This window comes from Falsirhodobacter sp. 20TX0035 (assembly GCF_028307215.1).
Lineage (GTDB): Bacteria > Pseudomonadota > Alphaproteobacteria > Rhodobacterales > Rhodobacteraceae > Falsirhodobacter.
Map to the genome: position 1 here is coordinate 124,619 of NZ_JAQMHV010000006.1, position 24,063 is coordinate 148,681.

Consider the following 24,063-nt stretch of genomic DNA (forward strand, 5'->3'; position numbering starts at 1 on the left):
ACGTCCTCTTGTTGTATGTCCGTCAGGATAGCAGGTTTCGGCCGCCCGTCCAACGGGCGCGCCGGAGGTTACGGCAGCAGCGGCGACCAGTCGGGATCGGACGCCCCGCCCTGCGTCGGCACGCGCTTCAGGTTGCGCCCCGAGATGTCGACCGAATAAAGCGCGGGCTCCCCGCTCGCGCCCGCGCTTTCACGGGTGAACATCAGCACGCGGCCGTTCGGCGCCCAGGTCGGGCCCTCGTCCAGGAACGAGGAGGTCAAGAGACGCTCTTCCGAGCCATCGGTGCGCATCACGCCAATGTGGAAGCGGCCCTCGGACTGCTTGGTGAAGGCGATCATGTCGCCGCGCGGCGACCAGACGGGCGTGTTGTAGCGCCCCGATCCGGCCGAGATGCGGCGCGCCTCGCCGCCGCCGGCGGACATGACGTAGATCTGCGATTCGCCCGAACGGTCGCTTTCGAACACGATCTGCCGCCCGTCCGGAGAGAAGCTGGGCCCCGTCTCGATCGAGGGGGAGTTCGTGAGCTGGCGACGCTGCCCGCTTTGCGTGTCCAGCGTGTAGATGTCGGAGTTGCCGCCCTGTTCAAGGCTGAACACCACCGTCCGCCCGTCGGGCGAGAAGCGGGGCGCGAAGGTCATCGTGCCCGGCTGCTGGTCCAGACCGCGCGTCTGCATGTTCGCGGTGTTCAGCAGGTAGATGCGCGGGAAACCCGACTGGTAGGAGGTGTAGAGGATCTGGTTGCCCTTCGGGCTGAAGCGCGGCGCCAGCACGAGGTCCGACCCGGTGGTCAGGTACTGGGTGTTCGCCCCGTCATAGTCCATGATCGCCAGACGCTTCACACGGCGGTCCTTCGGGCCGCTTTCCAGCACGTGCACCACGCGGCTGTCGAAATACGGGCCCTCGCCCGTGATGCGGCTGTAGACGGCGTCGGCCACCTTGTGGGCCATGCGGCGCCAGGTGTCCGTGGTGCCCGCGAATTGCAGGCCATCGCCCAGCGGCTGCCCCGAGAAGACGTCGAACAGGCGGAACTGCACCGTGATGCGGTTGCCCTGCTGGATGACGTTGCCGGTGATCAGCGCCTGCGCGTTGATCGCCTTCCAGTCGTTGTAGGCCACGGGCGCGTCGAAGCTCGCCACGTTGGAGATGAAGGCCGAAGACGGGATCTCGCGGAAGAGGCCGGTGCCCGACAAATCGGCCGCGATCAGGCGGCTGATGTCGCCCGCCACCTGCCCGCCGCCCGAAAAGGTCGGCAGGGCGAAGGGCAGCGGCTCGATCACGCCTTCGGTGATCTCGATCCGGAGGGGGCCCTGCTGGGCATGGGCCACGCCCCCGAACAGGGAAAGCGCAAGCGCGGCGGCGGTGGTGAGGGTTCTGAACATTCTCATCCTCTGGCGTTTTCCGATAGTATAGGCGGCCTGCGCGTCAGGTCACTTCACGCGCATGTTCGCCGGGTTGAAGACAATCTCGATATTCTGCCACTGGTCGTATTTTTCCGGCGGCAGGGGGAAGCCCTTTGCGCCGCAGCGGATGATCGCGCGACGCGCGGCCTCATAGGCCTGACGCGCGCCGGCGTCCGATCCGCCCTCAAAGCCGACCATCTTGACCGAGCCTGAATCCGGCACGCCGCTTTGCGACACGGAGAAGCCGACGGTCACCGTGCTTTGCAGCGCTTCGGTCGACAGCGATCCGACGTTCCAGCACTGCTGCACCGCCACCCGCAGCGTGTCCTTTTCGCCCGACGTCATCGGCGGGCCGGACGGCGTGGACGGACGGGCGGGCGTTTCGGCGGCACCGCTGCCCAGCGCCTCGGCCAGCGCGTCGTTCACGGCGTCGCTTTCGCTTTCCGTCTCGGCGGGGGCCGCGGGCTTGGCGGCCGGCGTCGCGGGCTTGGTCGCCGGTTTAGGCGCGGGCGTGGCCGGTTTCGCCGCGGGCGTCGCGGGCTTTTCGGCCGGGGTGTCGGTGTCCGCCTCGGCCTGCTGCGTCGGGCGTTCGGCCTGCGCGGGGGCGGCCGGGCGCTGCGGACGATCGCGCGGACGCGGGCTGCCGGCGGGGGCGAGGTTCGCTTGCGGCTGCGCCTCGGGCACGACCTCGGTCGTGGCTTCGGGCGGGGCCTGTTCGGGCTTGGGTTCCGGCTCCGGCGTGGGCGTCGGTGTCGGCTCCTCCGTCACGGCGGGGGTCGGCGTTTCGGCCACCTCGGCGCGCGGGGACGGTGCGGGGGCCGGGGTCGGCGCGACGCGGGGGGCCTGGCGCGGGCGCGGGCTTTCGTAGGGCGGCAGCTGCGGCTGTTCCACGGGTGCGGGCGGCAGCACGGCCTGCGGCTGCGGCGTTTCGGGCACGGGCGTGGGCGCCACCTCCGGCGCGGCGGGGGCCGGCGCCGGTGCCGGGGCGGGCGCGGGCGCCGGGGCCGGCTCGGGCTCCGGCGTGGGTTCGGGGGCCGGCTCGGGTTCGGGCGCGGGGGCCGGACGGCTCCGCGGCGGGGTGGAAGGCGGCGGAGTCGGTGCGGGTTCGGCCGCCTCCTCGCTCTGGCTCTCGGTTTCGGCGACCATCTCGTTGAACTCGGCGTTCGACATGATGGACACGTCCGTCACCGCCATGGGCGGTGGCGGTTCGGACTGGAACAGCCCGCCGAACAGCAGCCACAGGATCAGCAGCACGTGGCCGGCGGTCGAGATGATGACGCCCGTTCTCATGAACGAGATACCCTTAGTTTCCACCGAAGGTCGGTCCGTCGCTGTCGGTGACGAGGCCGATGCTGTTGAAGCCCGCCGCGTTCAGCGCGCCCATGATCTGGGCCACGCGCTCATAGGCCACAGCACCGTCGGCGCGCAGGAAGATCTTGCGGTTCTCCCGCTCGGCCGCGATGGCGGTCAGGCGGGGGATCAGCTCGGCCTCCGGCACCTCGGACTGCTGGATCATCAGGCGGTTGTCGCCGGTGACGGTGATCGCCAGCGGCTCCTCCTGCTCGGTCGGCAGGGCGCTGGCGGCGGTGTTCGGAAGTTCCACCGGCACGCCCACCGTCAGCATGGGCGCGGCCACCATGAAGATGATCAGAAGCACCAGCATCACGTCCACGAAGGGCGTGATGTTGATCTCGGACATGGGGGCCCCGCCCCGCCGCCGGCGGCGTCCACCGCGGCGACCGCCGCCTGCACTGCGCATCACCCCTCCGGCCATGGATCAGGCGTCCAACTGGCGCGAAAGGATGGTGGAGAATTCGTCCGAGAACGCCTCGTACCCGCCAAGGATGCGTTCGCTGTCGGTGTTCAGCTTGTTGTAGAAGATCACCGCCGGGATGGCCGCGATCAGGCCGATGCCGGTGGCCAGCAGCGCCTCGGCGATGCCGGGGGCGACGACGGCCAGGTTGGTGTTCTGGCTGATGGCGATCTGCTCGAACGAGTTGGTGATCCCGACGATCGTGCCGAACAGCCCGATGAACGGAGAGATGGAGCCCACGGTCGCCAGCACGCCGAGGCCCTTCTGCATGTGCTCGGCCTCCTTGTTGATGGCGACGTCCATGGACCGGTCGATGCGCGACTGCGCGCCCGCGATCAGCCGGCCGTCCTGCCGGTGGCTGCGACGCCATTCCATCATGCCGGCGGCGAAGATCTTCTCGGACGCGCCGTCGGGCTGCGATCCGGTCTTCTCGAACAGCTCGTCCAGCGGCTCTCCGGACCAGAAGGCGCGGTCGAAGACCGTCGCCTCGCGGCGGGCCAGCTTGAAGGCGATGTGCTTCTGAATGATGATGGCCCAGGACCAGACCGACATGATCATCAGAACGATCATGACCAGTTTCACGGTCAGCGTTGCGCGTGCGAAAAGCGAGAGCATCGAGAAGTCGATCTCGTGCGCCGCGGCCAGAGTTTGCGTTTCCATTATGCCTGCTCGTCCGAATGGGGCCCTTATGGCCTCTTAGCGGCGATTCTATCTTCTTTGCAGGGGGAATGCCAACACGAACTCGTCATCCGGCGACAGCTCGCCGCAGCGCGTCGGGAAGGCGCACGGGGCGCGATCCCGACAGGCACGCCAGCACCACCACGGCGCGGAACAGGGGCTGGCCGTCCAGCGTCACGCGCTGGTGCAACGTGGCGCGGGCGGGGGTGACCGCGGCCACGGTCGTTTCCACCTCCAGCCGGTCGCCCAGGCGAGCGGGCCGCAGGAAGTCCGCCTCGATCCGGGTGACGGCGAAGACCTGCCCTGCCGCGCGCATCGCGTTCTGGTCAAGGCCAAGGCTTTCGACCCATTCACTGCGCGCCCGTTCGATGAACTTCAGGTAGTTCGCGTGATAGACGATCCCGCCCAGATCCGTGTCCTCGTAATACACGCGGGTGGAAAAGCGGTGGGTCATGTGCGGGCGGCCAGCCGCAGGGCGTGGCTCGCATCCTCGGCCCGCGCGGGCAGGATCGGATCGTAGGCGGCGCGCAGCAGGGCCGCGATGTCGGCCCGCAACACGCCATCGCGCACCAGTACGGGATCCCCGGCCCAAGTCAGCATCATCCGCGCGGCCTGGTCCAGCAGCAGCGGCTCGGCCGGTGCGTCGGCCAGCGCCCCGCCCATCCGCAGGCACAACAGGCCCAGCGTGATCGCGCCCGAGGCGTCGAAGCGGAACAGGCGCGCCACATCCCCCGTCAAGGCACCCGGATCGGGCAGAAGGTGGTGCAGGTCCGGCACGGCGGCGAGGTCGGCCCAGTCGCGCACGAAGAACACCATCAGGTTCGCGCCCAGCTCGGGATCATGCTCGGCCATGCGGTGGCCGGCGGTGGCGACCACCGCCTCGATCGCGCCCTTCACCAGTTGAAGCGTGTCTTCCTCCACCCCGAAGACGATGGGCACGATGGGGCGGCCCCAGCGGGCGCAACGAAAGCCGTCGGGATGGGTGAACAGCGGAAGGATGTCGTCGGGTGTCATGTGAAAAGGTCGGGTTGTCCACGTGGGGGGGCGATGCCGATGTGCTGCCAGGCCTTCTGCGCCAGCATCCGCCCGCGCGGCGTTCGCTGGATCAGCCCCTGCTGCAGAAGATAGGGTTCGATGACCTCCTCCACCGCGTCGCGCGCTTCGGACAGGGCGGCGGCGATGGTTTCCACGCCCACCGGGCCCCCGCCGTAGTTTTCGGCCAGCAGCAGAAGGTATCGGCGGTCGGCCCCGTCAAGGCCCAGATCGTCCACGCCCAGCCGCAGCAGCGCGTTGTCGGCGATGTCGCGGGTGATCTTTCCGTCGCCTTCCACCAGCGCGAAGTCCACCACACGGCGCAGCAGGCGGCCGGCGATGCGGGGGGTGCCACGGGCGCGGCGGGCGATCTCGCGCGTGCCGTCGGGCTCGGTGGCGATGCCCAGCATCCGCGCGCCCCGCGACACGATCAGGTCCAACTCCTCGATCGTGTAGAATTGCAGACGGGTCGGGATGCCGAAGCGGTCGCGCAGGGGCGTGGTCAGCAGGCCCAGACGGGTTGTGGCGCCCACCAGCGTGAAGGGTTGCAGGTCGATCCGCACGGTCCGCGCGGCCGGCCCCTCCCCGATCACCAGATCCAGCGCGAAATCCTCCAGCGCGGGATAAAGCACTTCCTCCACCACCGGGCTGAGGCGGTGGATCTCGTCGATGAACAGCACGTCCCGGGGTTCGAGGTTGGTCAGGATCGCCGCCAGATCGCCGGGCTTCGCCAGGACGGGGCCCGAGGTCATGCGGAATCCGACGCCCAGTTCCCGCGCCATGATCTGCGCCAGCGTCGTCTTGCCCAAGCCGGGCGGCCCGTGGAACAGGGTGTGGTCCATCGCCTCGCCGCGCATCTTGGCCGATTCGATGAAGACGCGCAGGTTGGCGCGCGCCTCGGCCTGGCCGATGAACTCCTCCAGCCCCTGCGGGCGCAGGGCGCGGTCATGGTCTTCGGGCAGACGCTCGGGGCGCAGGGTGGGATCGGGCTCGCTCATGCGCGAACAATCGCGGAACGCGGGGGGGGCCGCAAGCCCCGATCAGCCCCAGGGGCCGCGGGGTTTGGTGGGCGGAACGCGCGGCACGCTGGTGGGCGCCGCCATCGGCGCAGTAGGCCCGCTGGCCGCCATCGCCTGAAGCGCCGCTACGCGGTTCGCGGTCTTCGGGTGGGTCGAAAACAGCTTGTCATGCGCAAAGGCGTGCAGCGGGTTGATGATGAACATGTGCGCGGTGGCCGGATTGCGCTCGGCCGCCGGGTTGTCGATCCGCAGGGCGAACGCCTCGATCTTCTGCAGGGCGCCGGCCAGCCACAGCGGATGGCCGCAGATCTCCGCCCCCATCCGGTCGGCCTCGTACTCTCGGGAACGCGAGATCGCCATCTGCACCAGCGCCGCGGCCAAGGGCGCGAGGATCATCAGCGCCAACGTGCCGAAGATCCCGCCCGGCCGGTCGCGGTTGCCAAAGAACATCGCGAAGTTCGCGAGCATCGAGATGGCGCCGGCAAAGGTCGCGGTGATCGTCATGGTCAGCGTGTCGTGATTCTTCACGTGCGCCAGTTCATGGGCCATCACGCCAGCCAGTTCCTCGGTCGTCAGGCGTTGCAGAAGGCCGGTGGTCGCGGCCACGGCGGCGTTCTGCGGGTTGCGGCCGGTGGCGAAGGCGTTGGGCTGGTCGGTGTCGATCACGAAGACCCGCGGCATGGGCAGCCCCGCATTCGCGGCCAGCCCCGCCACAAGACGGTAGAATTCGGGCGCCGTGCGTTCATCCACCTGCCGGGCGTTGTGCATCCGCAGCACCGCCCTGTCGGAGTTCCAGTAGCTGAGCGCGTTCATCCCGAGGGCGATCACCAGCGCGATCATCATCCCGCCGCGCCCGCCCAGAAGCGCGCCGACGCCCAGAAACAGCGCCGTCATCGCGGCCATCAGGATGGCGGTCTTCGCGTAACCCATGGTCACCTCCGTTTTCGCGGATATGGGCCGTTCACTCCTTGGGGGCAAGACGCCGCAGGGACAGGCGGATCAGGGTGGTGGTGTCGGCGTCCGGCGTTTCGGCCGCGGTCTGCATCACGGCCGAGGCCGCGTCCGCCGGGGCATAGCCCAGATTGGCGAGGGCGGAGAGCGCGTCCGCCGTGTTCGCCACGTTCGAAGGCTTCGGCGCGGCGCGACGTTTGAGCGCAGGCCCGGGGGCGGGCTCCTCCTCCAGCACCGGATCGTCCAGATCCACCCGGCCCATGGCCATGACCGACGGGGCCTTCGACTTCAGCTCCAGCACGACGCGCTGCGCGATCTTGGGGCCGACGCCGGGCGCGGCCTGGATGGACCGCGCGTCGCCCAGCGCGATGGATCGCGACACGCCCTCGGCCCCCAGCGCGCCAAGGATCGCCATCGACGCCCGCGCGCCCACGCCCTGCACCGTCATCAGAAGGCGGTGCCATTCCTTTTCCACCAGCGTGGGGAAGCCGAACAGCTGCAGGATGTCCTCCCGCACCAGAAGCTCGGTGTACAAGGCCACCGCCTCCCCCGGACCGGGAAGGGAGGCGAGCGTCCGGTCCGACACGTAGACGAGGTATCCGACCCCGCGCACGTCGATCAGCACGTGGTCGGTGGCACGGTATTCCAGCCGTCCGGCGATGCGACCGATCATGCCATCGCCCTCGCCAGTGCCGCCTGAAGCCGGCCGGCGCTTTGCACGTGATGCGAATGGCAGATGGCCACGGCCAGCGCGTCGGCGGCGTCCGGCCCCGCGATCACCACGCCCGGCAGGTGCAGGCGCACCATGTGGTCTATCTGCTGCTTGGCCGCGTGGCCCACGCCCACCACCGTCTTCTTCACGGCGTTGGGGGCGTATTCCCCCACCTCAAGCCCCGCTTGGGCGGGCACCAACAGGGCGATCCCCCGCGCCTGCCCCAGCTTCAGCGTGCCGGCGGCGTCCTTGTTGACGAAGGTATGTTCCACCGCCGCCGTTTCGGGGGCATAGCGGGCGACCACGTCGGTCAACTGGGCATGCAGCGAACACAGGCGGCGGGCCAGATCGTCGCCCACCGAATGGCAGACACCGTTCGCTACATGGGTGATGCGCATGCCCGCGACGTCGATGACGCCCCAGCCCATGTTCCTCAGGCCCGGGTCGATTCCCAACACGCGCATGCCGCCTCCTGTCTGTTTTCAACGGGATAGCACGAAGCGCGAACATCTGTCACTCGCCGCATGACGCTTTCGCGACGCGAGCCATGCGTTTCCTGCATCACGGGGATGCGATCCCGCGCGTTGCCGTGCGCGGGCTGCCCGACTATTTGACGTCCATGCAGCAAGGGTGCTGCAGAAATGATCCGTTTGTGAAAAGGACTGAACCCCATGGCCGTTATCGAGACGACCCCCCGCGCGTCGATCGGTACCCAGACGTCGCCCTTCGCCGCCTTCTTCCAGGCGATCCGTGACTGGAACGACACCCGCGTCACGCGCAACGCGCTGAACAAGCTGTCGGACCGTGAACTGGATGATATCGGACTGACCCGCGGCGACATCGACCGCATCTGACGCTTTCGCGTCCACCGACCGAAGGACAGGCCGCACGGGGACACCCGACGCGGCCTTTGCCTTTTTCAGGCCTTGCGCATCGTCAGGGCGGACCACTCGCCCAGATCCTCGCGGTGGACCAAGGCGAAGCCCTGCGCTTCATAGGCGGCCAAGATAGATTCGGCCTGAACGACCAACAGCCCCGACAGGATGACGACCCCGCCTTGCGCTGCGTTCCGCGCCATGTCGGGCGCCAGTTCGACTAGCGGCCCTTTCAGGATGTTGGCGAAGATCAGGTCGAAGGGCGCGGCGGACTGGATATCGGGATGGGCAAAGCCCGCCGCTTCCATGCAGGCGACGCGCCCGGCCAGATCGTTGATCTCCACATTGGCGCGGGCGACGTCCACCGCCACCTCGTCGATGTCGGAGGCGAGGATGCGCGCCTCGGGCAGTTCCTTGGCCGCCGCCATCGCCAGCACCGCCGTGCCGCAGCCGATGTCGGCCACGTTGGCAAAACTCGCACTTTCGTTCAGCAGGCGGTCCAGCGCGCGCAAACAGCCCAGCGTCGTGCCGTGATGGCCCGTGCCGAAGGCCACCGTCGCCTCGATCTGCAGGGGCACGCGACCGGCGGGCACCTTGCCCGCATCGTGCGAACCGAAGACGAAGAAGCGGCCCGCATCCACGGGTGCCAGTTCGCGCCGCACGTGTGCGACCCAGTCCACCTCGGGCACCTCGGACACCACGAAGGGCGCGGCGCCGAAGGCCGTGCGCAGCAGTTCCAGCGTCACCGTGTCGGGGGCGTCCAGGAAATAGGCGCCCACTTCCCACAGGCCCGAACCGTCCTCGATCTCGAACACGCCGACGCCCGAAGGCTCCGGCTCCATCCGCTCGATGGCTTCGGCCAGGGCTTCGGCGGCGTCCTCGCCCGGCAGGGTGGTCAATGCGGTGTAGGTGGGCATGGTCTTCTCACTCCATCAGCGTTTCCGCCCGCCGTCCCCTTGGGACGGCCCACGCGGCGACGCACCTCCCCTTGCGGGGGGCCGGCGCCGCGCGGTTGTCCTTACACGATCTTCTGGCCGGTCTTGGCCCAGTCGGCCATGAACGTCTCAAGCCCCTTGTCGGTCAGCGGGTGGCTGGCCAGACCCTTGATCACGGCGGGTGGCGCGGTGATCACGTCGGCGCCGATCAGCGCGCATTGCGACACGTGGTTGGCGTTGCGAACCGACGCGGCGAGGATCTGCGTCGTGAAGTCGTAGTTGTCGTAGATCGTGCGGATGTCCGAGATCAGCTCCAGCCCGTCGAGGTTCATGTCATCGAGGCGGCCGATGAAGGGGCTGATGAAGGTCGCGCCGGCCTTCGCCGCCAGCAGCGCCTGGTTGGCGGTGAAGCACAGCGTGACGTTGACCATGAAGCCTTCGTCCGACAGCACCTTGCAGCATTTCAGGCCGTCATGGGTCAGCGGCACCTTCACGGCGATGTTCGACGCGATCTCGGCCAGCTTGCGGCCTTCGGCGATCATGTCGTCCGCCTTCAGCGCCACGACCTCGGCCGACACGGGGCCGGACACGATCGAGCAGATCTCTTTCGTGACTTCCAGGATGTCGCGGCCCGATTTCAGGATCAGCGACGGGTTGGTGGTCACGCCGTCGACCAGGTTCAGGTCGTTCAGTTCCTGGATGGACGCGACGTCCGCGGTATCGACGAAGAATTTCATGAAGCCGTTCCTTGGATGAATGCGGGTGGGATGTGCGGGGTTTCCCCCGAGGCCGCCCCCGTGATAGCGCAAGCGGAGGGCATGGGAAAGGGAGTGCGCGTGTCGGAACGGTTTGCCGAAGGCGATCTGGTCGGCGTCCTGACGACCGAACCGCTGGGCCGCCCGCTGGATTACAAGGCGCCCGCCGGCGGCTGCACCGCCGGCGATCTGGTGGAGGTGCCTCTGGGCCCGCGCCGGGTTCTGGGCTGCGTCTGGGGCAAGGGCGAGGGCAACTTCGACATCCACCGCGTGCGCCCCGTGACCCGGGTGCTGGACGCCGCCCCCCTGCGGGACGAGATGCGGACCTTCCTGCAACGCGCCGCCGACTACACCCTGACCCCCCTGCCCCAGATGCTGCGTCTGGCCACCCGCGCGCCCGATCTGGGCGCGGGCCCCGCCACCCGCCGCGTCCTGCGCGCCACGGGACGGGAACCTGCGCGGGAAACCGAGGCCCGGCTGCGGGTCATGGACGCGCTGGACACCTTTGGCGGCGCCTGGGTCACGGCCGGCGAGCTGGCGGCCGAGGCCGGCGTCTCCACCGCCGTCATCAAGGGCCTTGTGAAAGCCGGCGTTCTGGCCGAGGAGGACGCCCCCCGCGACCTGCCCTATCCGCGCCTGAACCCGAACCTGCCGTCCAAGGACCTGTCCGACGGTCAGGCCGAGGCCGCCGCCGCGCTGGCCGCCGCCGTGGCCACGGGCGATTACGGCACCACCCTGCTGAAGGGCGTGACCGGATCGGGCAAGACCGAGGTCTATCTGGAAGCCGTGGCCGAATGTCTGCGCCAAGGGCGTCAGGCGCTGGTCCTGCTGCCCGAGATCGCGCTCACGGCCGGGTTCCTCGACCGGGTGGAGGCGCGGTTCGGCGCGAAGCCCGCCGAATGGCATTCGGGCGTCACCTCCACCGAACGCCGCCGGTTGTGGCGCATGATCGGGGTGGGCGAGGCGCAGCTGGTCGTGGGCGCGCGGTCGGCCCTGTTCCTGCCCTTCCGCGAACTGGGCCTGATCGTCGTGGATGAGGAGCACGACACCTCCTACAAGCAGGAGGAGGGGGTGCTCTACAACGCTCGCGACATGGCGGTGCTGCGGGCGTCGATCTGCGGGGCGCAGGTGGTGCTGGCCTCGGCCACGCCCGCGCTGGAGACGTGGGTGAACGCCGACAGCGGCAAGTATCGGCGGCTGGACCTGACCGCGCGCTTCGGCGCCGCCGAACTGCCCGAGATGCGGGCCATCGACATGCGGGCCGAGAAGCTGGCGTCGAACCGTTGGATCTCGGAAACGCTGGCCCGGCAGGTGGAGGCGCGGATCGCGGCGGGGGAACAGGCGCTCCTGTTCCTGAACCGGCGCGGCTACGCCCCCGTCACCATCTGTCGCGCCTGCGGGCATCAGGTCGGCTGCACCGAATGTGACGCGCGCATGGTCGAACACCGCTTCCTGAAGCGGCTGGTCTGCCACCAGTGCGGCGCGACGCGCCCGGTACCCGAGGCCTGCCCCGCCTGTTCGGTGGAAGGCAAAATGGCCGCCGTCGGTCCGGGGGTGGAGCGGCTGGCCGAGGAGGTCGCCGAACGTTTCCCGGGCGCGCGGGTGTCGGTCCTGTCCTCGGACCTGTTCGGAACCGCGCGGGCGCTGAAGGAGGCGATCGAGACGATCGCGGCCGGGGGGGCCGACATCATCATCGGCACGCAGATCGTGGCCAAGGGCCACAACTTCCCGCTGCTGACGCTGGTGGGGGTGATCGATGCGGATCTGGGGCTGCAGGGGTCCGACTTGCGGGCGGCGGAACGCACGTTCCAGCTGATGCGGCAGGTCGCGGGGCGGGCGGGGCGGGCCGACAAGCCGGGGGTGGCGCTGCTGCAGACCCACCAGCCCGAACATCCCGTGATCCGCGCCATCCTGACCGGAAACGAGGAGGACTTCTGGCGGGCCGAGGCCGCCGAGCGGCGCATGGCCGGGGCGCCCCCCTACGGGCGGATGGCGGGCATCGTCCTGTCGCATCCGGACGTGGCCGTGGTGTTTGACTTCGCGGGCGAACTGGCGCGGCGCGACGGGCCGCTGCGGGCCATCGGGGCGCAGATCTACGGCCCCGCCCCCGCACCCATCGCGCGGGTCCGGGGCCGCCACCGCGTGCGCCTTCTGGTGAAGGCCGAACGGGGCACGCCCTTCCAGGCGGCGCTGGCCGAATGGGCGGGTCAGCTGAAGCTGCCCGCCAACCTGCGCCTGGCGATCGACATCGATCCGCAAAGCTTCCTATAGAGCGTTCGGCTTCCTATATTGGCCCCGACGAACGGAGGTTTCCCATGTTCTTTTCCAAACCCGCCGCGATGGTGCGGCCCGAAGACGCCCTGCCCGGCCGCGCCCAGCCGCTGCCCACGGCCGACACGCATTTCGTGTCCGGCATCCCCCTGAAATCGCCCGTCCCCGAGGGGTTCGAGGAGGCCATGTTCGGCATGGGCTGCTTCTGGGGCGTGGAACGCCGCTTCTGGCAGGTGCCGGGCGTCTGGCTGACCATGGCCGGCTATGCGGGCGGCTTCACGCCCAACCCGACCTACAAGGAAACCTGCACCCAGCTGACGGGCCACAACGAGGTGGTGCGCGTGATCTTCGACCCGAAGATCGTGAGCTATCAGGACCTGCTAAAGGTGTTCTGGGAAAACCACGACCCGACGCAGGGGATGCGGCAGGGCAACGACGTCGGCTCCACCTACCGCTCGGGCATCTACTGCTACACGCCGGAACAGGAAGCCGCGGCGAAGGCCACGAAGGCCGAGTTCGAGGCCGGCCTGAAGGCCGCGGGCTACGGCGCCGTCACGACCGAGATCGTGCCGGTGCCCGAGTTCTTCTATGCTGAGGATTATCACCAGCAGTACCTAGCCAAGAACCCCGACGGTTATTGCGCCCTCCGTGGCACGGGCGTGACCTGCGCGATCTGAGAAGGGGCCCTTGCGGGCCCTTTTTTCTTTTCTTTTGCCCCGCGTGTCGTAACAAAAGCGTCAACATGGGGGGACGTGATGCGGCACACGGTGGACGACGTTCTGGCACGGGGGGGCGCCGGCCGCTTCCAATGGCGGCTTCTGGGCATCTTCGGGCTGGTCTGGACGGCGGACGCCATGCAGGTGCTGGCCGTCGGCTTTTCGGCCGCGTCGCTGGCCAAGACGTTCGGGCTGACGATCCCGCAGGCGCTTCAGACCGGCACGCTGTTCTTTCTGGGGATGTTCCTGGGGGCGGCGCTGTTCGGGCGGCTGGCCGACCGGATCGGGCGGCGGCGCGTGCTGCTGATCACCGTGGCCTGCGATGCGGTGTTCGGGCTCTTGTCGGTCTTCGCGCCCGGCTTTGGCATCCTGCTGGCGCTGCGGTTCCTGACGGGCGTGGCCGTGGGGGGCACCCTTCCCGTCGATTACGCGATGATGGCAGAATTCCTGCCGCCGAAGAACCGCGGCCGCTGGCTGGTGGGGCTGGAAGGGTTCTGGGCCGTCGGCACCCTGATCATCGCCCTGACCGCCTGGATCGCGAGCCTCATGGGTGCGGCCGAGGCGTGGCGCTGGATGTTCGCGGTTGCCGCCCTGCCCGCCCTGATCGGGATCTGGCTGCGCCTGTGGATCCCCGAATCCCCCATGTACCTGCTGAAGGCCGGGCGCGAGGCCGAAGCCCGCGCGGTGCTGACCAAGGTGCTGCGCGTGAACGGTCAGACTATGCCCGCCGGCACGCTCGCCCTTCCCCCCGCCCTAGGGTTCACGCCCGACCTGCGCCGCATGACGGTGGCGGTCGCGGCGCTGTGGTTCCTCGTCTCCGTCGCCTATTACGGGGTGTTCGTCTGGGTGCCGGGGCGGCTGGCCTCCGAAGGCTTCGGCTTCGTGCGGGGCTACGGGTTCCTCGTGATCCTCGCGCTGGCGCAGCTGCCGGGCTATGCGCTGGCGGCCTACGGAGTGGAGCGTTGGGGGCGCAAGCCGACGCTGATCGGCTTCCTTCTGGCCTCGGCCGCGGGATGCCTGCTGTTCACCGTGTCGGGCGGTGCCACGCTGATCGGCGCGTCGCTGCTGTTGATGAGCTTTGCGCTGCTGGGGACATGGGGCGCGCTCTATGCCTTCACGCCCGAACTCTATCCGACCGCCCTGCGCGGCACGGGGATGGGCACGGCGGGGGCGATGGCGCGGCTGGGCGGACTGGCGGCGCCTTCGGTGGTCGGGCTGGTGGTGGCCTACAGCTTCACCGCGGCCATCGGGCTGTTCGCGGGGCTTTTGCTGCTGGCGGCGCTGGCGGCGGCGACGATCCGCACCGAAACGCGCAACGCCCGCCTGACCTGAAAGCAAAACGCCCGGGGTGTCCCCCAGGCGCCTGTGTCAGCGACGATCGTATTCGTCATCCTCGTCATGCACCGTTTCTCCGGCGGGTTTGAAGAAGCTTTCGGCGTCCGAATAGTCGACGGAGGACTTGTCCTCCTCCTCTTCGCGCTTGGTGAACACGTCGAAGTCGGAGGGCATGCGGGGCTCGTCCTCCATCTCCAGCGACTGTTCGGTGGACACCAGCTTGCGGCGTTCGTCATCCGTCATCACGCCGCCTTCGGCCGCGCGCTTTCGGGCCGCCTGCTGCACGATCGAATCAAGCTCGCTTTGACGGCACAGGCCCAGCGCCACCGGATCGATCGGCGTCATGGAGCCGATGTTCCAGTGCGTGCGTTCGCGGATCGACTGGATGGTGGGCTTCGTGGTGCCGACCAGCTTGGCGATCTGACCGTCGGTCAGTTCCGGGTGGAACTTCACCAGCCACAGGATCGCGTTCGGACGGTCCTGACGTTTGGACAGGGGCGTGTAGCGGGGACCGCGACGCTTGTCCTCGCCCTGGGCCGCGGCGTTGTATTTCAGCTTCAGCTTGTGCAGCGGGTTCTTCTGGCCCTTCTCGACCTCGGCCGGGTCCAGCTGGTTGTTGGCCACCGGATCGAAACCCTTCACGCCGGTCGCGACATCGCCGTCGGCGATGCCCTGCACCTCAAGCTCGTGCATGCCGCAGAAATCGGCGATCTGGCGGAAGGACAACGTCGTGTTGTCGATCAGCCAGACGGCCGTCGCCTTTGCCATCAGGGGCTTCGTCATGGGTTGCTCCTTTACACATCTCTCCCGGGCCGGGAAACGGCTGCGGGGCGGGCCCGCGACTTTCGCTTTCGGGAATTGACGCCGTATATAGGTCAACCCCGGTGGAAGGGGAAGGGAAAATGCACCCCCGCCCCTTTGGCCGCGTCAATCCCCCGGCATCTCCAGCACGATCTTCCCGATATGGGCCGAGCTTTCCATGCGCGCATGGGCCTTGGCCGCATCGTCCATGGAATAGGTGCTGTCCATCACCGGGCGCAGGTGGCCCGCCGCGACCATGGGCCAGACGTGGCGATACACTTCCTTGGCGATCCGGGCCTTTTGCAGCGTCGACTGCGGGCGCAGCGTCGATCCGGTGATCGTCAGGCGGCGCGTCATGACCTCGGCCATGTTCAGCTCCACCTTCGCGCCCTGCAGGAAGGCGATCTGCACCAGACGCCCGTCATCGGCCAGCGCGCGCAGGTTGCGGGGCAGATAGTCGCCCCCCACCATGTCCAGGATCACGTCGGCCCCGCCCACGGCGCGCAGCACCTCGACGAAGTCGCTGTCGCGGTAGTTCACGGCCTCGGCCCCCAGATCGGCGCAGGCCTCGCACTTCTCGTCCGATCCGGCGGTGGCGAAGACGCGGGCGCCCAGCGCGTCGGCGATCTGGATCGCCGTCGTGCCGATGCCCGAGGATCCGCCATGCACGAGGAACCGCTCCCCCGCGACCAGCCCGCCGCGCATGACCATGTTGGACCACACGGTGAAGCAGGTTTCGGGCAGGCCGGCGGCTTCGGCCAGGCTCACCCCCTCGGGGATGGGCAGGGCGTGGTCGGCCTGGGTCACGACATGGGTGGCATATCCGCCGCCCGGCAGCAGCGCGCAGACCGGATCGCCGATCTTCCAGCGGGTGACCCCCGGCCCCACCGCCGCCACGTGTCCGGCGCATTCCAGCCCCGGCAGGGGCGAGGCGTCGGGCGGCGGCGCGTATTGCCCCGCGCGTTGCAGCGCGTCGGGGCGGTTCACGCCGGCAAAGGCCACACGGATCAGGATCTGGCCGTGGCTGGGCACCGGCGCGGGCACGTAGTCGATCGTCAGAACCTCGGGGGCGCCATGTTCCCGGATGGTGACGGCGCGCATCAGTTCGGGCATATCCTCAGGGATCATGACATGCGCCCCGGCATGTCGTCCCGCCCCTTGGGCGCGCGGATCCAGGACAAGGGCGTGGCCGCCAGCTTCGCCAGCGGATTGGCGGCGCAGCGGGCTTTCAGCCCTTCGATCTTCATCACCCCCTCGATCCGGCGATCCAGGAAGTCCCACGTCGCCTGATGGTCGGTGCTGTCGTCGCCCAGCCAGAACAGCACGGTCGCGGCATAGACGCCCGACAGGGTGGCGCGCTTCGTGTACCAGTTCACGTCCTGCGACGTGTCGCCCAGCGTGCGCCAGATGGTGTCGGCGGTGTGCCAGACGGCCCGCGCCCCGTCGCCCGCATGCTGCGGCAGCGCGAACAGGGTGGAGCCGCGGCGCACGGCCTCCTTGTCCGCCTCCTCCAGCCGCAGGCGGATCAGGGTGGCGACCCGCTTGCGGTAGGGCATGTCGGCCAGCGACACCGCGGCCGCACGGTCCACCATCCGCGCGTCCCCGCGCCAGTGATAGGCCAGCGCCAGATCCACCGCGCCGCGCGGAAACAGCGCGCGGCCCAGCCCGTGCGACACGCCGGCATCCGTCAGCGCGGCCCGCAACGTCGCCTCGGACCAGCCGTCGAAGGCGACATGCGCCAGGGCCGCGTCGATGACGGCGTTCTTCACTTCGGTGCTTTCCATGCTCATACCTCCGTTGCGGTGGACATGGGGGATATAGTGTTCTATATGGGCGCTGCCTGCACAATCGTGCAACTCTAGCTTAGGAAGGTGGTGACACCATGCAGGTCAGCGTCCGTGACAACAACGTCGAACAGGCCCTTCGGGCCCTGAAGAAGAAACTTCAGCGTGAAGGCGTTTTCCGCGAAATGAAGCTCAAGCAACATTTCGAGAAACCGTCCGTCAAGAAAGCGCGTGAGCAAGCCGAGGCCGTTCGTCGTGCCCGTAAACTCGCTCGCAAGAAAGCGCAGCGCGAGGGCAACCTCTAAGACGTTCGCGTCCAAAGCTGGGGCCTTCGGGTCCACCGTTGAACCCCCTGGCGCAGGCTTGGGGGTTTTTCGTTACACCGGGATGGCGGTGGTGCGGAACACCGTCTTCAGCGCAAAGGACGAATGCATCTGCGCCACGCCCGGCAGGCGGGCCAGCGATTGGCGGTGGATGCGGGCGAAATCCTCGGTGTCGGCGGCCAGCACCTTCAGCAGATAATCGGCGGTGCCGGCCATCAGGTGGCATTCCATCACGTCGGGGATGCGCTGCACGGCGGCCTCAAACGCGGCCAGAACCTCGTCGGCCTGGCCCGACAGCGTGATCTCCACAAAGACGACGGTGGGGCGTTCCATCTTGCGGGCGTTCAGCAGCGCCACGTAATCGGCGATGAAGCCCTCCTCCTCCAGCCGCTGCACCCGGCGATGACAGGCCGAGGCGGACAGGTTCACGCGTTCGGCCAGATCGGCGTTGGTGATCCGCCCCTGCTTTTGCAGGACGGACAGGATGCGGCGGTCGATGGGATCAAGTTTCATCCGGGGGGCCTTTGGCTGACGCCTCGCCCTTACGCCAAGCCCACCCGGATGGGAACGTCAAACCTGCGGCTTCTGGGCCAGAAGGTCGCGGATCTGGATCAGCAGTTCCTCTTGCGTCGGGCCCTTGGGCGCGGCGGCTTCTTCCTGCGCCTTCTTGTGATGCGTCGCGTCCTTCACCTTGTTCACGGCCTTGACCAGCAGGAACACCACGAAGGCCACGATCAGGAAGTTGATCACCGCCATCACGAAGGAGCCATAGGCGAAGATCGCGGCGCCGGAATTGCGCGCCTCCTCCAGGCTCGCGCCGGGGGCCACGTCGCCCGACAGCACCCAGTAGAGGTTCGAAAAGTCGATCCCGCCGATGATCAGGCCGATCACCGGGTTGATCAGGTCCTTCACGATCGAGTTGACGATGGCGGTGAACGCGGCGCCGATGATGATGCCGACCGCGAGGTCGAGCACATTGCCCCGTGCGATGAACTTGCGGAATTCGTGAAGCATCTTCTTCCCTTTTCGTTAGGTGACTCGGATATGAGGCACACTATCGGGATGACGAGGGACGCGGCGCAAAAAGCGCCGCGCCCCGTGGTTCATGCTCAGAACGTCTTGCTCAGCCCCAGATAAACGGCACGGCCGGGCTCGTTGAAGGTGTTGGCGCCCACGCCGGTGCGGTCCACGTCCTTGTCCAGCAGGTTCGTGATCCCTCCGGTCAGGGACACGCCGTTGTCCATCACATAGCGGGTGGACAGGTTCACAAGGGTGTAGGGATCGCGATCCTCGGTGCTCGTGGCGTCGGCGCCGGTCAGGGCGTTGAACTGCGCGGCCTCGATCTTGCCGTAATGGGTCAGGGCGGGGATGATCGTCCAATTGTCCGTGGCGTCCCATTCCAGCGCGGCGTTGACGGTGTATTTGGGCACAAGGCTCAGCGGGTCGCCGGTGTCCTTGTTTTCGGACTTGATCATGTAGGTCAGGTTCGTGGTCAGGCTGAGCGTGTCGGCCAGCGGCGTGCTGAAGCTGCCCTCCAGCCCCGTGATGACGGCGCGGGGGATGTTTTCCCACTGGAAGACCTTGCAGGCGCTGTCGACCGTAGACGGATCCTCGTCGAAGTCGCAGGAGGCCTGCGCCCGCAGCGTGTCGCCCGACTGGATGCGGTTGCGGTAGTTGTTGTGGAACGCGGTCAGCGTGGCCGCCACGCCGAAGTCGTTTTCATAGGCGACGCCCAGTTCCGCGTTGACCGAGGTTTCGGGTTCCAGATCCGCGTTGCCAAGAACGTAGCACGGCCCCTCCACCCCCACGGGGCATCCGTTGCCGCGCGTGGTGTAGATGTAGTTGGGGCTGACCTGATACAGGTTCGGCGCCTTGAAAGCGCGCGCGACGCCGCCCTTGACCGTCCAGTTGTCCGTGACGCGATAGGAGGCGTTCAGCCCGCCGCTGAAGGTCGTGCCGTAATCCTCGCTCCAGTCCGCGCGCAGGCTGGGGGCAAGGGAAAGGCGGTCGGACAGTTCGATGTTGCCTTCGGCGTAAAGGCCGACCAGCGTCTGGTCCAGAACCGGATCGCGGTCCCCCGCGCTGTCAGCCGTGCCGCCCACGCCAAGGTCGATGTCGCCCGCGCTGGTGACAAGGACAGGGTCGTTGATACGTTCGTAGCGCACCTCGCTTCCCAGGGTCCAGGTGGCCAGCCGGCCAAAGATCTGGCCCGGCAGGACCCATTCCGTCTTGCCGCTGATGTTGCGCAGATCGACCGTGCCGAAGTCCAGCGCGTTGATGGCCCCTTCTCCGGACCCGGCCGTGCCTTCCAGAAGGCGGGTGTTCGACGTCTTCTCGAACTGCAGATAGCTCATCGATTCGCCGAAGCCGTAGGTGCCGCGATGGGTCAGGGCGGCGGTGCGGCGGCGCAGGACGTTCGTCTCCGTCCCCTGCAGCGATTGCAGGAAGTCGGCGTTGGCACTGGTGCTGCCGTTCGACAGCTGCGTGTCACCGGCAAAGATGTTGCCCTGGCGGGAATAGCCCAGTTCGAAGTCGAACGTGTTCTGGTCGTTCGGGGTCCAGCGCAGCAGGCCGTTGAGGTCGCGGTTGCGCACGCCTTCGTTCCCCGCGGGCACGCTGCATTCGGTCACCGCCCCGGCGCGGTTGTAGCAGGTTTCCCCGGCCACGGCGCCCGCATTGATGTCATAGGCGTCCGCGTCAGTCTTGTTGGCGTTGGCGGTGAAGCGCAGAGCCAGCCGGTCGTTCAGCGGCTTCGACCAGATCAGGTTCAGCCGCTTCGTGTCGCCCTCGTCCGACGATTCGGGGAAGTCGAAATGCGTGCTGACGGTCAGGCTTTCCTCCGTCGGCATCTTGGTGATGATGTTCACCACGCCCCCTGCGGCGCCCGAGCCATAGCGGGCCGCCGCCGGGCCGCGGATCACCTCGATCTGGTCGATCAGTTCGGCGGGCACCCAGTTCGAATCGCCCCGCGTGTCGCGTTCCCCGCCGCGCCCCATCTTGACCGAGTTGCGCGACAGCACCGGCTTGCCGTCGATCAGGATCAGCGTGTTTTCCGGGCCCATGCCGCGGATGTCGATCTGGCGCTGGTTGCCGCGTTGCCCCGTGGCGCTGGCGCCGGTCAGGTTCACACCGGGCTGCTTGCGGATCAGTTCGGAGATGTCGTTGGCGACGGGCGTCTTCTCGATCTGCTCTTCGGTGATGGTGGAGGTGCCCAGCGCCTGACGCACGGCTTCCTCGTAGCTTTTCACGATGATCGGGGGGAGGACAGTGACCTCCGGCCCATCGGCCGGAACCTCCTGCGCCCAAACGGGGGCCGTCGACGCCATGAGCGCCAAGATTGCGTGGGAAATGGTGTGCGGAACGCGCCGTGCCATGACCTCTCCTGTCGGAATGAAAGGGGAAAGGCTGGCGGAAAGGCTGGCGATGGGCCCCGTCTAATCACAGAACCTTGATCTGCCAACCCTTTTCGTGATGTCCCGCGTCAGGACGATGCCGTGGGGTCACGGATGTCGGCTTCGTACAGCTCCAGCGGCAGGCCATCGGGATCCGTGAAGAAGGTGAAGGCGCATCCAGTGTGTTCGTCCATCCGCACCGGCTCCACCACCACGCCCTGCGCTTCCAGCCAGGCCTTCCCGGCCTCCACATCCTTCACCGCAAAGGCCAGATGGCGCAGGCCGGCGGCCTCGGGCCGGTTGGGTCGCGGGGGCGGATCGGGAAATGAAAAGAGTTCAAGTCCCGTCCCGTCGGGCAGACGAAGGTCGAGCTTCCAAGAGCGGCGCGCTTCGCGGAAGTTTTCGGCCACAACCCTCGCGCCCAGAAGGTCGCAGTAGAAGGCCTTCGACCGGGCGTAGTCGGTGCAGATGATCGCAACGTGATGCACACCGACGATCTTCATCCTGAGATGCCCCTGCGAACGGAAAAGGTTCGACACGGCATATCACCGGAACAACAGCATTGTAAGGCTTTGCCGGCGTGTCGAAAGATCTGAAGATGTAGATTCGCAGACGGGTTTGCCGCTGCTCGCTTGGAAACACACGCTTACACTGCATCTTTCACCAAGCATTTTTACCTCGTTCGTCAGGCAATCTTACCGCATTAGGACCGGTTGTCTGGGCGAGGTCGAATGATCAGGGAGGACACGATCAGCGAGCCCGTGCACACTCTAAGCTGTTAAATGAAACCATGAAAAACATGATGGGACCCACAGGCACGTATGGTTGCTAGGACGCAATTCGAAGTCAGGAAGCCATCTAGGGATTAATTTTTCTAAGGGCGGGTGGTATGAGCGCTAAGCTGATCTCCGGCTTACGCAAGTGCGCCATACACAGGGTCCTCAGTCTACCAAAAGGTTCGGCACATTGCAGCAGCATCCCACTAGGATGCGGTCACGCCAACGATAGGTCCAAACCTAGTTTTGGGTACTCAAGATCAGGCCCATGTAGATGAAACCAAATACAAGCATACAGCCGATCTTTACCACTAGCCGACGCTCAAGGGCACGCATCTCTAAGTTAACATCCCCTGACATAGGGCTGCTGACAGCACTTTCCCGGGCAAATGCGACTATCATATCGATTTGCTCCTTGGTATAATTTGCTGACTCAAGTCTGCGGGCGTATTCGCACAGGTCAACACGCATTGGCTCTGCCATCCTTGGCTCAGTGGAGAAATGCTACAGCAACACAAAGCGGCGATCCACTTGGATTGTAGCGCGTCAGCTGTGGTCGCCGCTGCTCCCGCGGAACTTAAATCGACGATGAGTCAAAGACAGTTCATTTCGCTCTGGAAACGGATTTAGACACTAGCCTACCTTGGTTGGACGATGATCATCTGCGCCTCGAATACATGTGCGGCTATGTCGGCCGCCTCTCGCAGTATGGCCGCCTCGCTGCGGAGTGGTTTAGGCTCGCGCGACGCCGGAGGGTCGGGTTCCGGCAGGGACGCCGCGATATATTCTTCGGCGGACCATAAGGCAGAACTTTCGATATCCCTGATGAACTGTCGGTCAGAAAAGGGTACATCTTGTGGCACCTTCGAGCTGCGGCGCAGCTCGGCCTTCTCCAGCCCGCGTCGTTCTGCTTGATGCAGGTCTGTCACCAACAGGGGCAAGCGTTCTCCAAGCGGCTGATCGTGCTCTTCGAGGTAACTGCTCAGTCGGTCTTCCAGCCCCCGACTTGTCAGCACTTCGAGCGCCCGCGGCTCCGAACATAGCCAAGTATTTGCGCCGTCGAAAGCGACGTGGTGCTGCTCATCGTCAAGCGAACCTATGGTAGATGGCGCAACGAAGAGCGAGCGCCGCGCAATATCTGTTCGGCTCCATGCCTGATTGATCTCATGTATCTGATGGAAGCGAGGTGCCGCGTAGAAAACAAGATTCGAGCCGTCATCAAGCGACAACAGCATTTCATGCTGATCCGAGGTCGATGCTTCGGTGATCGGGAAACGGTAATAGGGGACGTTCAATGTTCCGCCTGTGGCAAGGACAGATCGGTATTCGCGTGCCGCTCGTGTGACCATGCAATGGGATCGTTTAAACTGCAAGAACAGGGGAACGCCCGGCCTGTCGAGCTTCACGTCATAGCCGCCGCCAGCCTTCCCCTCCTCGATCAGGCTAGGGAAGACTGGCGCTGTGGACAGGGCAATCCAGCCAACGAGTTCATTTGTTAGGGCGAACCCATAAGAAAATTCAGAAATTTCAGGCTTCATTTCTCAATCGCAGCTTTTCTGGAAGCCGTCGCCAAAACAAGAGCAGGTGGGTTCAATCGGTCAGGGCAACGGCTCGATCGAAGGTATCAGCCGGCGTCTGGAAGCCAAGCGTTTTCCGCGACCTCGTATTGAGCCGGAGGGCCACCTCATCGAGGTCGCTCTGCGTGCAGACGGATAGGTCTGTGCCGTTCGGGAAGTATTGGCGCAGCAGGCCATACCCTATCTGCAAGGTTGTCGAGCGGGCCATCGACGCGAACGAGTCAACCCTTCCTTGAATCGACGAGTCACTAGAATCGTCGAGGCAGCATTCGAGCGATCAATGGCGGGGATGGAGGCCGAAACGTCTTGGCGTCTCCAGCGAGACGTCGCGTCAGCCCGCTGGTCAGCGCAATCCGCATATTATGCTACCAAAGGAGCGGCACCAAACCACGAGAGGTCCACTTTGCGCAAAAGCACGCAATAGAGTGCGCAAAGGCTTCAAGCGAAAATCCGCTCGGGTTCCCTCGGAAATTAAAACGCGAAATCTCATGCGTTCAGAGCTAAGGCTTTCTCTGGATGTCCAAGGTCCCGCATCCGAACCTCCTTGCCATGCCGTTGATCCTACAAGAAGGATTGCCGCAGGGTAATGGAGATACACCGTGCTGAACGCAATCCTGGAGAGCAAATCCGGCCGATTGAGCCGGGATGCCGAGAAGAACATCCGCTGGAGCGATTTATTCCGGGGCAGCGAGGACCTAGTCACCGCGACCCTCTTCGAGCGCCTGTCCTATCTGCCGGCCGAAACCGCTTGGCAACTGCTCGCGACTGCGGCGAACGGGCAACTGCATCCTTACCGGATGGTTGAGCTCAAAACGCTCGAATTCTGGCCGATGTGGGAAACTGTGCTTCGGCATGCAATCTTGACCCCTTAGACGGGGGTATCGGCGCCCAATTTTGACCCCCCTGATGTTTTGTCGG

At 66.5% G+C, this 24,063-nt stretch carries 27 protein-coding genes and 1 pseudogene; 6 read left to right on the forward strand and 22 right to left on the reverse strand.

Going from position 1 to position 24,063, the window contains the following annotated elements:
- Window positions 1-68: 68 nt before the first annotated feature.
- The 10 genes from tolB to ruvC all read right to left on the reverse strand — a co-directional run bounded on the left by tolB (window position 69) and on the right by ruvC (window position 8,069).
- Window positions 69-1,385, reverse strand: a complete 1,317-nt coding sequence (gene tolB, locus PIJ50_RS09470) for a Tol-Pal system beta propeller repeat protein TolB (RefSeq protein WP_271974715.1) — start codon at window positions 1,383-1,385, stop codon at window positions 69-71.
- 42 nt (window positions 1,386-1,427) lie between these two features.
- Complete coding sequence (tolA, locus tag PIJ50_RS09475) at window positions 1,428-2,690, reverse strand: cell envelope integrity protein TolA (RefSeq protein ID WP_271974717.1); 1,263 nt, start codon at window positions 2,688-2,690, stop codon at window positions 1,428-1,430.
- A gap of 13 nt (window positions 2,691-2,703) precedes the next feature.
- The gene (gene tolR, locus PIJ50_RS09480) at window positions 2,704-3,174 is read right to left on the reverse strand and encodes a protein TolR (protein ID WP_271974719.1); all 471 of its coding nucleotides are present in this window, start codon (window positions 3,172-3,174) and stop codon (window positions 2,704-2,706) included.
- Window positions 3,175-3,177: 3 nt separating this feature from the next.
- Entirely contained in the window at window positions 3,178-3,873 is a 696-nt protein-coding gene (gene tolQ / locus PIJ50_RS09485) for a protein TolQ (RefSeq protein ID WP_271974721.1), read from the reverse strand.
- An 85-nt stretch (window positions 3,874-3,958) separates the two neighbouring features.
- Complete coding sequence (gene ybgC / locus PIJ50_RS09490; RefSeq protein WP_271974723.1) at window positions 3,959-4,345, reverse strand: tol-pal system-associated acyl-CoA thioesterase; 387 nt, start codon at window positions 4,343-4,345, stop codon at window positions 3,959-3,961.
- Window positions 4,342-4,905: a hypothetical protein gene (locus tag PIJ50_RS09495; protein WP_271974724.1), complete on the reverse strand. Its 564-nt coding sequence runs from the start codon at window positions 4,903-4,905 to the stop codon at window positions 4,342-4,344. Before PIJ50_RS09495 ends, ybgC begins: the two co-directional genes overlap by 4 nt.
- On the reverse strand, window positions 4,902-5,921 hold the full coding sequence (gene ruvB, locus PIJ50_RS09500) for a Holliday junction branch migration DNA helicase RuvB (protein ID WP_271974726.1): 1,020 nt from the start codon (window positions 5,919-5,921) through the stop codon (window positions 4,902-4,904). The genes PIJ50_RS09495 and ruvB overlap by 4 nt, the downstream gene beginning before the upstream one ends.
- A 42-nt stretch (window positions 5,922-5,963) precedes the next feature.
- Window positions 5,964-6,872, reverse strand: a complete 909-nt coding sequence (gene htpX, locus PIJ50_RS09505) for a zinc metalloprotease HtpX (RefSeq protein WP_271974728.1) — start codon at window positions 6,870-6,872, stop codon at window positions 5,964-5,966.
- Between the two features lie 31 nt (window positions 6,873-6,903).
- Window positions 6,904-7,566, reverse strand: a complete 663-nt coding sequence (gene ruvA / locus PIJ50_RS09510; protein WP_271974729.1) for a Holliday junction branch migration protein RuvA — start codon at window positions 7,564-7,566, stop codon at window positions 6,904-6,906.
- The gene (gene ruvC / locus PIJ50_RS09515) at window positions 7,563-8,069 is read right to left on the reverse strand and encodes a crossover junction endodeoxyribonuclease RuvC (protein ID WP_271974731.1); all 507 of its coding nucleotides are present in this window, start codon (window positions 8,067-8,069) and stop codon (window positions 7,563-7,565) included. Before ruvC ends, ruvA begins: the two co-directional genes overlap by 4 nt.
- 207 nt (window positions 8,070-8,276) lie before the next feature.
- Here ruvC and PIJ50_RS09520 point away from each other — a divergent pair, with 207 nt between their 5' ends.
- A complete protein-coding gene (locus PIJ50_RS09520; RefSeq protein ID WP_271974733.1) occupies window positions 8,277-8,459 on the forward strand; it encodes a DUF1127 domain-containing protein in 183 nt (60 codons plus the stop codon).
- A 65-nt stretch (window positions 8,460-8,524) separates the two neighbouring features.
- On the opposite strand, the gene PIJ50_RS09525 is transcribed toward PIJ50_RS09520, so the two are convergent.
- On the reverse strand, window positions 8,525-9,397 hold the full coding sequence (locus PIJ50_RS09525; protein WP_271974735.1) for a 50S ribosomal protein L11 methyltransferase: 873 nt from the start codon (window positions 9,395-9,397) through the stop codon (window positions 8,525-8,527).
- A 101-nt stretch (window positions 9,398-9,498) separates the two neighbouring features.
- Window positions 9,499-10,152 (reverse strand): fructose-6-phosphate aldolase, encoded by a 654-nt coding sequence (fsa, locus tag PIJ50_RS09530; RefSeq protein WP_271974737.1) that lies wholly within the window; start codon window positions 10,150-10,152, stop codon window positions 9,499-9,501.
- Window positions 10,153-10,233: 81 nt separating this feature from the next.
- Between fsa and PIJ50_RS09535 the strand changes: the two genes are divergently transcribed.
- The 3 genes from PIJ50_RS09535 (at window position 10,234) to PIJ50_RS09545 (ending at window position 14,489) form a co-directional block, all read left to right on the forward strand.
- Complete coding sequence (locus PIJ50_RS09535) at window positions 10,234-12,441, forward strand: primosomal protein N' (protein WP_271974739.1); 2,208 nt, start codon at window positions 10,234-10,236, stop codon at window positions 12,439-12,441.
- Between the two features lie 44 nt (window positions 12,442-12,485).
- Window positions 12,486-13,118 carry a peptide-methionine (S)-S-oxide reductase MsrA gene (gene msrA / locus PIJ50_RS09540; protein ID WP_271974741.1) on the forward strand — a complete coding sequence of 211 codons (633 nt, stop codon included), beginning with the start codon at window positions 12,486-12,488 and terminating at the stop codon, window positions 13,116-13,118.
- A 78-nt stretch (window positions 13,119-13,196) separates the two neighbouring features.
- Window positions 13,197-14,489: an MFS transporter gene (locus PIJ50_RS09545; protein WP_271974743.1), complete on the forward strand. Its 1,293-nt coding sequence runs from the start codon at window positions 13,197-13,199 to the stop codon at window positions 14,487-14,489.
- Between the two features lie 36 nt (window positions 14,490-14,525).
- Here the strand turns inward: PIJ50_RS09545 and PIJ50_RS09550 are convergent, their stop codons facing one another.
- The 3 genes from PIJ50_RS09550 to PIJ50_RS09560 form a co-directional block, all read right to left on the reverse strand.
- On the reverse strand, window positions 14,526-15,275 hold the full coding sequence (locus PIJ50_RS09550) for a DUF1013 domain-containing protein (protein ID WP_271974745.1): 750 nt from the start codon (window positions 15,273-15,275) through the stop codon (window positions 14,526-14,528).
- 144 nt (window positions 15,276-15,419) lie between these two features.
- Window positions 15,420-16,421, reverse strand: coding sequence for an NAD(P)H-quinone oxidoreductase (locus PIJ50_RS09555; RefSeq protein WP_442900724.1), 1,002 nt, complete (start codon window positions 16,419-16,421; stop codon window positions 15,420-15,422).
- A complete protein-coding gene (locus tag PIJ50_RS09560; protein WP_442900725.1) occupies window positions 16,418-17,083 on the reverse strand; it encodes a COQ9 family protein in 666 nt (221 codons plus the stop codon). The genes PIJ50_RS09555 and PIJ50_RS09560 overlap by 4 nt, the downstream gene beginning before the upstream one ends.
- A 92-nt stretch (window positions 17,084-17,175) precedes the next feature.
- Between PIJ50_RS09560 and rpsU the strand changes: the two genes are divergently transcribed.
- Window positions 17,176-17,382: a 30S ribosomal protein S21 gene (gene rpsU / locus PIJ50_RS09565; protein WP_128254633.1), complete on the forward strand. Its 207-nt coding sequence runs from the start codon at window positions 17,176-17,178 to the stop codon at window positions 17,380-17,382.
- Window positions 17,383-17,454: 72 nt separating this feature from the next.
- Here rpsU and PIJ50_RS09570 read toward each other — a convergent pair whose 3' ends face one another.
- The 7 genes and pseudogenes from PIJ50_RS09570 to PIJ50_RS09600 form a co-directional block, all read right to left on the reverse strand.
- Entirely contained in the window at window positions 17,455-17,913 is a 459-nt protein-coding gene (locus tag PIJ50_RS09570) for an Lrp/AsnC family transcriptional regulator (RefSeq protein WP_271974749.1), read from the reverse strand.
- A gap of 57 nt (window positions 17,914-17,970) precedes the next feature.
- Window positions 17,971-18,414 (reverse strand): large conductance mechanosensitive channel protein MscL, encoded by a 444-nt coding sequence (gene mscL, locus PIJ50_RS09575; protein ID WP_271974751.1) that lies wholly within the window; start codon window positions 18,412-18,414, stop codon window positions 17,971-17,973.
- A 95-nt stretch (window positions 18,415-18,509) separates the two neighbouring features.
- The gene (locus tag PIJ50_RS09580) at window positions 18,510-20,774 is read right to left on the reverse strand and encodes a FepA family TonB-dependent siderophore receptor (RefSeq protein WP_271974753.1); all 2,265 of its coding nucleotides are present in this window, start codon (window positions 20,772-20,774) and stop codon (window positions 18,510-18,512) included.
- A gap of 107 nt (window positions 20,775-20,881) precedes the next feature.
- Window positions 20,882-21,295: an SMU1112c/YaeR family gloxylase I-like metalloprotein gene (gene gloA2 / locus PIJ50_RS09585; protein ID WP_271974755.1), complete on the reverse strand. Its 414-nt coding sequence runs from the start codon at window positions 21,293-21,295 to the stop codon at window positions 20,882-20,884.
- A 513-nt stretch (window positions 21,296-21,808) separates the two neighbouring features.
- Window positions 21,809-22,039, reverse strand: coding sequence for a hypothetical protein (locus PIJ50_RS09590; protein WP_271974757.1), 231 nt, complete (start codon window positions 22,037-22,039; stop codon window positions 21,809-21,811).
- A 167-nt stretch (window positions 22,040-22,206) separates the two neighbouring features.
- Complete coding sequence (locus PIJ50_RS09595) at window positions 22,207-23,106, reverse strand: hypothetical protein (RefSeq protein ID WP_271974759.1); 900 nt, start codon at window positions 23,104-23,106, stop codon at window positions 22,207-22,209.
- 52 nt (window positions 23,107-23,158) lie between these two features.
- Window positions 23,159-23,320 (reverse strand): annotated as a pseudogene (locus tag PIJ50_RS09600) (IS30 family transposase); the annotation flags it as partial.
- A 424-nt stretch (window positions 23,321-23,744) separates the two neighbouring features.
- On the opposite strand from PIJ50_RS09600, the gene PIJ50_RS09605 reads away from it, so the two are divergent.
- Complete coding sequence (locus tag PIJ50_RS09605) at window positions 23,745-24,017, forward strand: hypothetical protein (protein ID WP_271974761.1); 273 nt, start codon at window positions 23,745-23,747, stop codon at window positions 24,015-24,017.
- Window positions 24,018-24,063: the final 46 nt, after the last annotated feature.